The following is a 13,076-nucleotide window of genomic DNA, read 5'->3' as shown; positions in this document are numbered from 1 at the left end:
TTATGACTGCATCTGACTCGTTTTCAACTTGTATTCAAACCTTAGGACTCGATCGCATCGATCGGCATATCTTCATTTGCGCTGATCAAACAAAGCCCTTATGTTGCAGCAAAGAAGCGGGGATCGAAGCTTGGAACTATTTGAAAAAACGCTTACGAGAACTAGAGTTAGACAAGCCCACTGCTGAGCGTCCAAGCTGTGTGTTTCGCACCAAAGCAAACTGCTTAAGGGTTTGCGATCGCGGCTCGATTCTAGTCGTCTATCCCGATGGCGTTTGGTACCACTCCGTTACGCCAGAAGTGATTGAACGGATTATCCAAGAACACCTGATTGGCAATCGGATTGTTGAAGAGTTTGTTCTTTTGAGACATCCGCTTCCGCAACCAGAAAACCCTTCTAAAAAGAACGAAGATCCGGTAGCTTCTGACTAAGAAAAAACTAAACCTTTAAGAGGGTGAAAATTAATAAATGTTGAGAGAGTTCGTGCTTTACGATCGTCAAAATCAATCACTCTCACTTCATTTCCGAGATTGTTTAAACACTACTAGATTGATTTTGTAGCAAATAGTCCATGCGCTTGGATCGCGATCGTTGCCCCTGCCCCGGCTGCATCCGAAAAAAGTTTAACTTCTTGACGAGTCGGATATAATGGCGCATGACATATAGATTAGATAAAAATCTGGATGGTTTCAGTTCTTGAATCAACTTCGAGTCCGATCAGCCAGAATAATCCGTACTGTTGAGCCGAAATACACGACTCTGAACGCTCAGAATCGGTAAGATAGCTCAGTCATGAAGTCGATTTGTGTAAATGTTGATTTAGATTCAGGCAGAGCGAGTAGCACAGCATGAAGGAAACCAGTTCAGGGAATCACAGACGCTTGCTGTTGATTGATGATGACCCTAACCTAATTCTGTTGGTTAAAGATTATCTGGAGTTCCGGGGATACGAAGTCGTCACCGCAGAAAACGGGCGGGAAGCGCTGGAAGTCCTAGAGCAAGATATCCCAGATATGATTATTTGCGATGTGATGATGCCAGAAATGGACGGCTATCAACTCGTAAGCAACATCCGCCAAGACCCCAAAACAAGCTGGATTCCAGTGTTGTTTCTCTCTGCTAAAGGTCAGAGCCAAGACCGAGTAAAAGGTCTGAATATCGGCGCGGATGTGTATATGGTGAAGCCGTTTGAGCCAGAAGAACTGGTGGCACAGGTGGAATCCTCGCTCAAGCAGGCTTCGCGTCTGATTCAGCATAAGGATGCCAAAGGCGGCGAAACGGCTCCTAAGATTCAGGTGCCGTTTGATGTGGAATTAACGCCGACTGAATTAAGGGTGGTTCAGTTTGTGGCGCGAGGTATGGCGAATCGTGAGATTGCCGAAGAATTAAACGTGAGTCAACGCACGATCGAAAGCCACGTCAGCAATATGCTCGGTAAAACCGGATTGCACAACCGCACCGAGTTGGCGCGGTGGGCGATCGAAAATAGCATGGCGTAGGTTAAATCTCATAAGTTAAATCTCATCAAGAGTTTAGGGGCGGCGCGATCGTGCCGCCCTTTTTGTTAACGTGCCGCCTGAATCTTCTGGAGTTGTTCGGTAAAGTAATCCACTCTGTAGTTGATTTGTTGAGCCACTTCTAACCCTTGACGAAAGGCATTCGCCGCCTCTGTTCGTGCATTGCGCTGAAGCTGAATTTGTCCAATTTGGTCGTAGGCATCCATCACGCCGAACGTATCGTAAGCCTGCTGCTGGACACCTGCGAGATATTGATAAACTTGCAGCGCCGCATCAAGGCGATTGTTCGATCGATATAGCGCTCCCAATTTTCGGAGCGCATCGCTCGCGCAGGCAAACTGTAACAGCGGTGCTGCAAGTTCAAACGTTTCTTGGTAAACCTTTTCTGCTGCCTCTAATTGATTTGTTGCCGCATAATTATCCGCCTGTCGCAGTTTGAGTGCGGGAATTAATTTGGCTTGCTGAGGATCACGCTGATAGATGTCAATTAACTGCTGTCGGTAGGCGATCGCCTGAGCGGGCTGTTTGGCTTGCTCAGAAATATAGGCAAGCTGAGCTAAATTCGCCGTCACGTTCTGAGCATCGTTACGCGCCTTTGCAATATTTAAGAGTTCTGTATAAGTTGCGATCGCATCCGGATAATCAAACCAACTGAGGTGTACCTGTCCGATCGTGTTGAGTAAATTGAGTTCGGCGGCAGCATCTTGACGCGCTCTCGCTTCCGTTAACATCTGCTGATAAACCTTCAGCGCCAGTCCGGGCGATCGTACTTGCTGAAATGCAAGTCCTAAACCGGGGAGGATCTGTGCGCGATCAGGCGGTACGGCCTGATTGTTCTGCGGTTGCTGAATCTGGGTTTGAATAGCCGAAAGTCGATTTGTGATAACCCTCACCTGATTCGGCTGGTTCTGCACCCAAGCGATATTTCCGACTCGTCCTAACGCCTGCACTTCTTCGAGCAATCCCAGCGCTCGCCTTAACCGTAATTCACGATTCCAAATATCAAACGCACCCAAAGAATCGCCCGATCGCAGTTTTGCGCCGGCTTCCGTGTCGAGTCGATCAAGTGCCGTTCTTAGGGCTTGCTTCTCAGCTTCGGGCAGCGGGCGGTTTAAGCCACCGGGCAGCAAGGGGTCAGGCGTGCTTAGCTCTAAAGGATTGTAGAATCGGTCTGGAAGTTGCGGTTTTGCCGGGGGATCAGCCGCATTGATGCTGAGTGTCATGCTCAAGCTACAGACGATCGTGCCTGCGATTCCGCTCCAGTAGCGCAGTAGGGTCATGATGATGTCTTAGGTCTTTCTTTACCAGAATCTCAGGTTATCGAAAAGTTTCAGCACAATACAGCAAACCTTCTACAACTTCATCGAATTAGAAGTTAAAACCTAAAAATTATCATTTCTGTGTATCGAAGATTTTACACTTAGGCTTAAGATTTGTACTGGACTGGGTGTGATTAAATCGATCGCGCTGTTCGTTAGATTCATTCAAAAAGAGCCTGAGCGAGGAAACTGTGAGAATTTTGGTCGTTGGCAATGGTGGGCGCGAACACGCTCTAACTTGGAAGTTCTTGCAGTCTCCGCAGGTACAGCAAGTGGTGTGTATTCCGGGCAATGGCGGCACGGCTTCTCTGAAAAATTGCCGTAATTTGCCGCTATCGATCGACGACTTTGCGGGCATGGCGCGATATGCGCTGGTGAACAATATTGGCATGGTGGTCGTGGGGCCTGAGTTGCCGCTCTCGCTTGGAATTACAGACTTTCTAAGACAGCAAGGCTTAACAGTGTTTGGGCCGACTCAAGCGGGAGCACAAATCGAGTCGAGTAAGGCTTGGGCAAAAGCGTTGATGCAAGAAGCAGGAATTCCAACCGCAAAGGCTGAGGTGTTCACCGATGCAGAGTCGGCAAAGAATTATGTCCGCGCTCAGGGTGCGCCGATCGTGATTAAAGCCGATGGACTTGCTGCCGGAAAAGGGGTGACTGTAGCCGAATCTGTGGAGCAGGCAGAGGGCGCGATCGCTGCCTGTTTCTCCGGTCAGTTTGGTGCAGCCGGAAGCCAAGTTGTGATCGAAGAATGCCTGATGGGTCAAGAAGTTTCAATTTTGGCTGTCACCGATGGCTTAACGATTCGCCCACTATTGCCTGCTCAAGACCATAAGCGGATTGGCGAAGGCGATACCGGAGAGAACACAGGCGGCATGGGGGCTTACGCTCCGGCTCCGAGCGCAACTCCAGAGTTGATGAATCGAATTCAGCAAGAAATTCTCGAACCTGCAATTCGGGTACTGCGCGATCGCAATATCGATTATCGCGGCGTTTTGTATGCGGGATTGATGATTACGCCTGAAGGCGATCCAAAAGTGATCGAATTTAACTGTCGATTCGGTGATCCAGAAACGCAAGCGATTTTGCCGCTGCTTGAAACGCCGTTAGAAAAGCTTTTGTACGCTTGCGCCCAGCAGAAACTCACAGATTTTCCTGAAATTGAGTGGAAATCGGGTGCAGCAACCTGCGTCGTGATTGCAGCCGGTGGCTATCCGGGGAGCCATCCAAAGGGACTACCCGTGGGCGGCATCCAAGCGGCAGAAGAAACCGGAGCGGCTGTGTTTCATGCGGGAACGCAATTAAAGCAAGCGCAATTAATCACAGACGGTGGACGAGTGTTTGGAGTCACGGCGATCGGTGAAACGTTCGATCAGTCGATCGAGGCGGCTTATCGAGCGGTCGATCGCATTCAGTTTGAGGGAATGTACTACCGCCGTGACATTGGTAGCCGCGTAAAGACGAAGTAAGATGAAGAAAAACGCGAAGACAGAAACAAGTTGTTATGATGCTTCGCAGTTTGTTCTTTATTCATAATCTTCACCGTGTCATCCCTCGTTGCCCAAATTCCGGATGTTCTACGTCGCTGGTGGTCTGGTTTTAGCCTCCAGACAAAACTCATGGCGGCGGCTACTTTGGTCGTGTCGATCGTGATGAGTGGCTTAACCTTCTGGGCGGTCAATACAATCCAGATGGATGCGCGGTTGAACGATACGCGCTTCGGCAGCGATTTGGGTTTACTGATGGCGGCGAACGTTGCGCCCCTGATAAACGAAGAGAATCGAACGGAACTGGCTCGCTTTTCGCATCGCTTTTATAGCAGCACTGCCAGCATTCGCTATATGCTCTACGCCGATGCGGACGGCAACATCTTTTTTGGGATTCCTTTTTCCGATGCTCAGGTGCAGAACTCGCTAACGATTCAGCGCAAAATTCAACTGCCCGAAGATTTTACAGAACGCACGGATCATCCGCTGGTACGCCAGCATCTCACTCCGGATGGTGAGGTGACGGATGTATTTGTGCCGCTGGTGTCCGAGGGCAAATATCTCGGCGTTTTGGCGATCGGCACGAATCCGAATCCAACCGTGGTCACTTCTTCGCACTTGACGCGAGATGTGACGATCGCGGTATTCGTCTCAATCTGGGTGATGGTGATCTTGGGGGCGGTGTTTAATGCGCTACAAATTACCAAGCCGATTCGTGAATTAGTCATCGGGGTTCGCAATATTGCCAAAGGCAACTTTAAACAGCGCGTGGATCTGCCCGTTGGCGCAGGCGTTGAACTGAGCGGACTCATTGACAGCTTTAACGACATGGCAGAGCGGCTAGAGCGCTACGAAGAACAAAACATCGAAGAACTGACCGCAGAAAAAGCCAAATTAGAAACCCTAATTTCGACGATCGCAGATGGAGCGGTGCTGCTCGATGCCAATATGCAAATCGTGTTAGCCAATCCGACAGCGCGCAGGATTTTCGGTTGGGAAAACAAAGCGATCGAAGGCGAAAACGCGCTTTATGCCTTTCCGGTCGCGGTTCAAGTTGAACTGACAAGACCGCTGTTTCAAATGGCGCGGGGTGAACTGCGCGAAGAAGCAGAATTTCGGATTACGGCGATCGAACCGAATAATCGTACTTTGCGCGTTCTGTTAAATGCTGTGGTTGATCCGGTGCGTGAGAACGTGAAAGGCATTGCGGTCACAGTGCAAGATATTACTCGCGAAGTCGAACTCAACGAAGCAAAAAGCCAATTTATCAGCAACGTTTCTCACGAACTCAGAACGCCATTATTTAATATCAAATCGTTTATCGAAACGCTTTACGAATACGGTGAAGAACTCACCGAAACTCAGAAACTTGAATTTCTTGAAACTGCCAATCGAGAAACCGATCGTCTTACCCGCTTAGTCAACGATGTTCTGGATCTCTCGCGTTTGGAATCGTGCAAGATCTATCACTTTGAAGCGATCGATCTGGTGCAGCCGATCGAACAAATTCTCAGAACTTACCAGCTCAATGCCAAAGATAAAGGCATCGAACTGATTCAAGAAATCGAGCCAAACTTACCGCCTGTGTTTGGACACTACGATTTGCTGCTTCAAGTCTTTGCGAATTTGGTGGGTAATGCTTTGAAATTCACCGAAGCGGGTGGAAAAGTGGCAATCCGCGCTTACTCGCTACCAGCGCATGAATCTCAATCCCAGCGATTTGTGCGCGTTGAAATCGGTGATACCGGAATTGGAATCGATGGAGTCGATCAAGAAGCCATTTTCGATCGCTTCTTCCGCGTGGAAAACCGAGTTCATACGCTCGAAGGAACGGGATTGGGACTGTCGATCGTCAAAAACATTATCGAGCGCCATCGCAGTCATGTTCGACTGGTGAGCGAAGTTGGCTGTGGGACAACGTTCTGGTTTGATTTAGTTGTGTTTCAAGAGAACTCACACTTGATCGAAACCACAGCCGAGCCTGTAAGACTTGCTGAAGCGGTGAATGCACCCTGAACTTACGGTTTCTCAAAGCTATAGATCGTTTGGGTTGAGAGCGATTCACAGACCTTTGAGGGCAAATGATCGATCGGAAACGTTTGGCGATCGAGTTGGATTTGCAATCCGATCAGCGGATCGGTTCCGGGTGAAACTAGAAACTCTAATTTCTCCATTTCAAAGCTGGTTGAAACCTGATCCAGAATTTGGGCAATTGCGCTCGTCAGGGGGTGCTGTGGAGCCTTGTACCAGTCTGCATCATGGATGATTTCCTGCTCAAACCCCAAATTCACGATCAACGAAGCACGATCGAACAACGCTAACGCCACAGGTCGCGCTTCTTCTTGCAGCATCAGATCTTGAGATTTAGCAAGATGCCGCAGTTTTTCTAACAGCGCATATCGTTCTGTCACCGAATTAAAGTCATCACTTAGATGCAGCGCGATCGTCACCAAATAAGTCCGCAGAAACAAGTGTCCAAGCTTTTCCGCTTTCGTCGTCAAGTAGCTGGAATTGTAGGTCGTCGCTTCGGTGAGTAACGGAACGCGATCGACCATTTCGATGCCGTAGCCTTTTAAGCCTGCGATTTTGCGCGGATTATTAGTAATCAAGCGAATCTGCTTCACGCCCAGATCATTCAGAATCTGAGCGCCGACTCCGTAATCGCGCAAATCCGGCGGAAAGCCTAATCGCTCATTTGCTTCGACTGTATCCAGCCCGATATCTTGCAGCGAATACGCCTTCAGTTTATTGACCAGCCCAATGCCGCGCCCTTCTTGCCGCAGATACACCACCACGCCAGAGCCGTTATGCTCAATCATCTTCAGCGCCGCTTCAAGCTGCACCCGACAATCACACCGCAATGAGCCGAGCGAATCCCCGGTCAAGCACTCTGAATGTACCCGCACCATCACAGGCTGATCGTTAAATTCCGCCGGATCCCCTTTAACGATCGCCACATGCTCGGTATGGTCTAATAAGTTCCGGTAGCCGTAAATTTTGAAGTGCCCGAATTGTGAGGGCAGATCTGCGATCGTTTCACGATGCACAAAGCGCTCATGGCGCAATCGATAGCTAATCAGATCCGCAATGCTAATAATCTTGAGATTGTGCGCTTTGGAATATTCGATTAACTCCGGTAGCCGCGCCATCGAACCGTCCGGATTCTGAATTTCGCAAATTACGCCCGCCGGATACAGTCCTGCAAGCCGCGCTAAATCGACTGCGGCTTCGGTATGTCCAGCGCGTTTAAGCACTCCCCCTTCTCTGGCTCGAATCGGAAAGATATGACCCGGACGACGCAAATCCGCAGGGCGCGTAGTCGGATCGAGCACCACTTGAATCGTTCTCGCCCGATCGTCTGCCGAAATCCCCGTTGTCACTCCCACTCGTGGAGACGCATCAATGCTGACGGTAAATGCAGTTTGATTACTATCGGTATTCTCCCGCACCATTAGTGGAATATCGAGTTCATCTAATCGCTCTCCGGTCATAGCAAGACAGATCAGACCCCGCGCATATACTGCCATGAAATTGATCATGTCAGCCGTGGCAGACTGCGCCGCGCAGATCACATCTCCCTCGTTTTCCCGATTTTCATCATCGACCACCACGATTGCCCGACCCGCTTTCAGGTCAGTTAACGCATCCTCGATCGTATCGAAGGTAGACGGCTGAGTATAAGTTGATTGAGACGAATTAACAGAGAAGTTCAAGGCGACTACACCGTAAAGATTCTTGAAGCGGACTGTTCTTTGATTGTAATTCTTCGGACTACAGAACTGGGTGTTCAAGCGTAGTTTCGTACAATTGTAGTTCTTTTTGGGGGAATGCCTAGATAGCTATAGTATCGGAGTGAGCAGTTCTGAAACAGGTCAACCTCTAGATTGAGAGGCAACAACTCAATTTCTTGAGAATCTGCTTTGAGAATGGCGCGATCGGCATTACAATGCAGCAAACATAAAGGTCATTCACGGGAAAGTCGAGGCAATATGGGTGATTCAGAACGAGTCTCCGTGGGAATAGTCGGAGCTTCAGGCTATGGAGGAGTTCAACTGGTTCGCCTGTTGCTCGAACATCCGCGTCTAGAATTGGCGTATTTAGGCGGGGATAGTACCGTCGGGCAGGATTTCGCAACTCAGTATCCACATCTGTTTCACGCTGTCCATCAGCAAATTGAAGCGATCGACCTTGATGAGATTGCTGCTCGGTGCGACGTGGTATTTTTATCGCTGCCGAATGGTTTAGCGTTAAAAATGGCTCCGGTGCTGATCGAGAAGGGCTGTAAGGTGTTGGATCTTTCAGCAGATTATCGCTTCTCAGATTTGGCGGTGTATAAGCAGTGGTACGGTGGCGATCGTAGCGATCAAGCGATCGCTGAAACGGCAGTGTATGGATTGCCCGAACTGTATCGCGATCGAATTGCTCAAGCGCAACTGGTCGGCTGTCCAGGGTGTTACCCGACTGCGAGTTTATTAGCATTGTCTCCGTTGTTAAAACAAGGGCTAATTGTTCCAGAAACCGCAATTATTGATGCAAAATCCGGCACTTCTGGCGGGGGTCGGGTTGCAAAAACGAATTTCCTTTTAGCTGAGGCAGATAATTCTCTCGGTGCTTACGGCGTAGCGAGACACCGACACACACCAGAAATCGAGCAAGTGTGTAGCGACTTAGCCGGACATGAAGTGCTGATTCAGTTCACGCCGCACTTAATTCCGATGGTGCGAGGAATTTTAGCCACAGTTTACGCGACGTTACGCGATCCGGGATTGGTACGCGATGATTTGCTGACGATTTATAGCGCGTTCTATCGATCGTCCCCCTGGGTGAAGCTGTTGCCGAGTGGCACATATCCGCAGACAAAATGGGCGTGTGGTACAAACCTTTGCTACATCGGCATCGAAGTCGATGCGCGAACAGGTCGAGTGATTGTGATGTCGGCGATCGATAACCTGCTCAAAGGTCAAGCGGGGCAAGCGATCCAATGCCTTAACATTATGATGGGCTGGGATGAAACGCTCGGATTGCCGAAATTCAGCTTCTATCCTTGACGAAATAAACGATCGTGGTTTGGGTTGTAAAGCTGCGATCGTTTACCCGTCACTTGATCGGTTCCTGCAAATTCATAAGGTACGGTTGCAGCACTAAGCGCCGGACTAATCACATAGAGCGTCGTTCTCACTAAGTTCTCTTGCTGCGTCACTTCTGCCATTTGGCTCAGTGGAACGAGCCGGATTTTTTCATCTGACCAACCGAGCCGAAAACAGATTGCAACTGGAGTTTCTGTGGGGTAATGCTGCATTAATTTTTGCTGTGCAGACTCAATATGTCTTGCACTGAGATAAAGGCAGAGGGTCGATCGATGTGCCGCTAACGAGGAGAGTTCTTCTGATTCCGGCACTTGAGTCCGTCCACTGATGCGCGTCAGAATAATCGATTGCACCAATCCAGGAACGGTAAATTCAACCCGCAATCGCGCAGAAGCCAACTGAAACGCGCTGATTCCAGGAACAATCTCAAATGGAATCTCAGCTTCAAACAGTGCCTGCATTTGCTCTTGAATGGCGCTATACAAGCATGGATCGCCTGAGTGAAGCCGCACAACGGATTTCTGCGATCGTACTCGCTCAATCAAAATCGGCAAAATCTCCTCTAGCGTCTTATCTGCGGTCGGAATCACTTCCGCATCCGATCGAGCGCCTTCGAGGATTTCCGGCGGCACAAGCGAATCGGCAAAGACGATCGTATCTGCCTGCGCGATCAGTTTTTGCGCTTTAACGGTGAGTAAATCTGGGTCTCCCGGCCCTGCACCCACAATGTAGACGGCAGGCGGAAGCGCATGATGCAACATATTTTTCTAAGAAGGTTGGGAATCCGGGGTGTTTGGGTCAGGCACAACATCAGGCAGCGATCGCCGCAGCACGTACAGCCACACTAAACCGAGAGTTCCGATCGCAATTCCGGTTAAACTCACCACCTGAGCCATCCTCAAAAAGCCCAGCATCAAGCTATCGGTTCGCAATCCCTCAATCCAAACGCGACCTGCACTGTATCCAACTAAATAGGTGAGAAATAGTGTGCCAACTTTCAGCCGAGGACGTTTGAAGAGTAGGAACATCAACAGCGCAAATACGCCTAAATTCCACAACGATTCATACAAAAATGTCGGATGATAATACGCAACATTTTCTAAACCCAGCGGACGACGATCGAGCGGAATGAATAACTTCCAGGATAAATCGGTCGGACTCCCGAATGCTTCTGAATTGAAGAAATTTCCCCAACGCCCGATCGCCTGTCCCAAAATCAGCGAGGGTGCGACCAAATCTGCCAACTGCCAGAACGATACCCGCTTCAACCGAGCAAAAATCAGTGCTGCAATTACACCGCCTAAAATCGCCCCGTGAATCGCAATCCCACCCTGCCAAATTGCAAAAATCGAGGCGGGATTGGCAGCATAATCGCGCCACTGAAAAATCACGTAATACAGCCTTGCACTCGGAATCGCAGCCAGCACCAACCAAATTGCCAGATCGCTAATCAAATCTGGATTTACCTGCCGTCGGGATGCCAGATACTGAGACAAATTCACCCCAATCAGCACCGCCGACGCAATCAAAACGCCATACCACCGGATCGACAACGGGCCTAACTCAATGCCGCGTCCGGGAGAGGTAAACTGAAACGCCAAAACAACATCAGACAGCATAAATCCAAACCGAGAAATGGCACTGATCACCATAACATCTCTCACCGGTGGATTTACCTGCGATTTGGCTCGATCGCGATCGTTCCCACCGTTGCCGGATGCTGCAAATCCATCGGCAACAGAATCGTGAACTGACTGCCTTCACCCTCTCTCGAATGCATCACGACGGTACCTGAATGCAGTTCCGCCAATTTCTTCGTCAGCGCCAGTCCTAGTCCTGTCCCCTCATGCTTGCGCGACAATGAACCATCGACCTGCTGGAAGGGATGAAACAGAAGGTGCTGCTTGTCTTCGGGAATGCCAATGCCGTGATCCCAAACGGTGAGATCGAGCATTTCACCACACATTTTCACCGTGAGACCAATTTCGCCACCTTCGGTTGAAAACTTGATCGCATTCGACAGCAAGTTCAGCAACATTTGCCGCACCCGCAATTCATCCGCCATTAACGGCTCTAAACCAGGCTCGATCGATGAATGCAACGTCAACTCCTTTAATCGTGCTTGCTCAGTGACAAACGATAAAGTCTTCTCGCACAATTCATCTACAACGATCGGTGCAAGCTCCAGCCGCAACTGCCCTGCTTCCACTTTCGACAAGTCCAGCACATCGTTGATCAGACCTAACAGATGCTGTCCACTCTGATAAATCTGATGAATGTAAATCTGCTGTTTTGGGTTGAGAACGCCGAAAATCTGCTTTTGCAGAATCGACGAGAATCCCAAAATCGAAGTCAGCGGAGTTCGCAACTCATGCGACATATTCGCCAAGAAATCGGACTTCATCCGGCTAGCGCGCTCCAGCTCATCATTTTTTGCTGCGAGTTCTGCCTCAGTTTGCTTTTGCTGAGTAATATCGCGAGTAATGATCGAAACAGCAGTTGGCTGATTGTTTTCATCAAAAACTGGGCTGACTGACACCAAAGCCGGGAATAAATCACCATTGCGCCGCAAGCAAGTGACTTCTCCACTCCAACCCCCTGCGATCGCTTGAGCAATCAGTAATTCTGTCTGCTTGCGCTCTGGATAAAACACAGCAGCATGTGTCCCTACCAGCATTTCTGTCTGCCAATCAAAAATCCTGCTGCAAGCCGGATTGGCGTAGAGAATCTTGCCGTCTAAGTCAGTAATCACCGTACTGTCATACGCAGATTCTACAGCGCGAGAAAAAATTTGCAGCTTCTTTTCGATTCGCTTCCGTTCTGTGACATCTCGCCCAATTCCCATCCCGCCAATTAATTCACTGTGACGAAATAGAAGCTTTCCGTTCACTTCAAGATGAATTTCTGTGCCGCGTGAAGTCATTAGCACAAATTCAAAATCCCGGAGTTCGCCTGTTTCTACCAAATTGGCGAAGGCTTGCGTTGTTCTATCCCGGTGCGGTGGAGAGACAAATTCTAAATACGATCGCCCGATAATTTCTTCTTGCGAACATCCCAGCAGTTTTTGACCATATGAATTCACATAGGTCAAGCGTCCTTCTAAGTCCACGGTGTAAACCATGTCGTTAGCGGTTTCAACATATGCTCGGAACAGTTCTTCCGATTGGCTCAGGCTAATCTCCACAGAACCAATACGGAGAAGTTTGTCGGGAAGTGTGTGATTTGTCATTTCCACAAAATTACCAGGCTGAGGTGAGGAGCAAGAATCAGAACTGATTTGAATCGCGAACGAAAAGTAAGAAAATTAACAATAACTTGCAAAGGAATCAAAGGATGCTAGACAAAGGTCATTCATCTTATCGCCTGTGCAGGCAAACGACGAAACAATATTGAATCCACTTAAACCGAGGCTGACCTTCTAGATCGAGTATTCTAAACGGCTTTGAAAGACAATTCAATTTCTGAAATCCTCATAGAAGTTTGTACCATGACCGCAAAACATAAAGCAGAGTTTATACGGATCATTCTTTGGGTAGATTTCTAATTTGTTAAAAACAAGTAAGTAGTTTTACAAGAGATCACGAAAAATACGCAAATCGGCTGGAGCAATTCCCAGAGTGCGAATGATGCAGTCTAGAATAGAAGCCTGACGGAACGAATGCCCGG

10 protein-coding genes are annotated in these 13,076 nt (G+C 49.0%); 5 read left to right on the top strand and 5 right to left on the bottom strand.

Annotation, left to right across the window (positions count from 1 at the left end; all coding sequences use genetic code 11):
* Nucleotides 1–2 precede the first annotated feature (2 nt).
* On the top strand, nt 3–431 hold the full coding sequence (locus NC980_RS15685) for a ferredoxin (RefSeq protein ID WP_190378083.1): 429 nt from the start codon (nt 3–5) through the stop codon (nt 429–431).
* Nucleotides 432–848: 417 nt separating this feature from the next.
* Nucleotides 849–1,499 (top strand): response regulator transcription factor, encoded by a 651-nt coding sequence (locus NC980_RS15680; protein ID WP_190378081.1) that lies wholly within the window; start codon nt 849–851, stop codon nt 1,497–1,499.
* A 65-nt stretch (nt 1,500–1,564) separates the two neighbouring features.
* On the opposite strand, the gene NC980_RS15675 is transcribed toward NC980_RS15680, so the two are convergent.
* Nucleotides 1,565–2,797, bottom strand: coding sequence for a hypothetical protein (locus tag NC980_RS15675; protein WP_190378080.1), 1,233 nt, complete (start codon nt 2,795–2,797; stop codon nt 1,565–1,567).
* A gap of 230 nt (nt 2,798–3,027) precedes the next feature.
* Here NC980_RS15675 and purD point away from each other — a divergent pair, with 230 nt between their 5' ends.
* Nucleotides 3,028–4,305, top strand: a complete 1,278-nt coding sequence (purD, locus tag NC980_RS15670) for a phosphoribosylamine--glycine ligase (protein ID WP_190378079.1) — start codon at nt 3,028–3,030, stop codon at nt 4,303–4,305.
* A 75-nt stretch (nt 4,306–4,380) separates the two neighbouring features.
* Nucleotides 4,381–6,339 carry a two-component system sensor histidine kinase NblS gene (nblS, locus tag NC980_RS15665; RefSeq protein ID WP_190378078.1) on the top strand — a complete coding sequence of 653 codons (1,959 nt, stop codon included), beginning with the start codon at nt 4,381–4,383 and terminating at the stop codon, nt 6,337–6,339.
* Nucleotides 6,340–6,341: 2 nt separating this feature from the next.
* On the opposite strand, the gene ribBA is transcribed toward nblS, so the two are convergent.
* On the bottom strand, nt 6,342–8,036 hold the full coding sequence (ribBA, locus tag NC980_RS15660; protein ID WP_190378077.1) for a bifunctional 3,4-dihydroxy-2-butanone-4-phosphate synthase/GTP cyclohydrolase II: 1,695 nt from the start codon (nt 8,034–8,036) through the stop codon (nt 6,342–6,344).
* Nucleotides 8,037–8,312: 276 nt separating this feature from the next.
* Between ribBA and argC the strand changes: the two genes are divergently transcribed.
* Complete coding sequence (gene argC, locus NC980_RS15655) at nt 8,313–9,371, top strand: N-acetyl-gamma-glutamyl-phosphate reductase (protein WP_190378076.1); 1,059 nt, start codon at nt 8,313–8,315, stop codon at nt 9,369–9,371.
* Here the strand turns inward: argC and cobM are convergent.
* The 3 genes from cobM to NC980_RS15640 are packed head-to-tail and all read right to left on the bottom strand — an operon-like array spanning nt 9,362 to nt 12,639.
* Nucleotides 9,362–10,171, bottom strand: coding sequence for a precorrin-4 C(11)-methyltransferase (cobM, locus tag NC980_RS15650; protein WP_190378075.1), 810 nt, complete (start codon nt 10,169–10,171; stop codon nt 9,362–9,364). The genes argC and cobM overlap by 10 nt on opposite strands.
* Nucleotides 10,172–10,177: 6 nt before the next feature.
* Entirely contained in the window at nt 10,178–11,029 is an 852-nt protein-coding gene (gene lgt, locus NC980_RS15645) for a prolipoprotein diacylglyceryl transferase (protein WP_190378166.1), read from the bottom strand.
* Nucleotides 11,030–11,082: 53 nt separating this feature from the next.
* Complete coding sequence (locus NC980_RS15640; protein ID WP_190378074.1) at nt 11,083–12,639, bottom strand: PAS domain S-box protein; 1,557 nt, start codon at nt 12,637–12,639, stop codon at nt 11,083–11,085.
* Nucleotides 12,640–13,076: the final 437 nt, after the last annotated feature.

Source organism: Leptolyngbya sp. AS-A5 (genome assembly GCF_039962495.1).
In the GTDB taxonomy this organism is placed as follows: domain Bacteria; phylum Cyanobacteriota; class Cyanobacteriia; order Leptolyngbyales; family Leptolyngbyaceae; genus Leptolyngbya.
The sequence above is the reverse complement of the archived record's forward strand: the minus strand, read 5'-3'. Positions and strand labels throughout refer to the sequence as shown.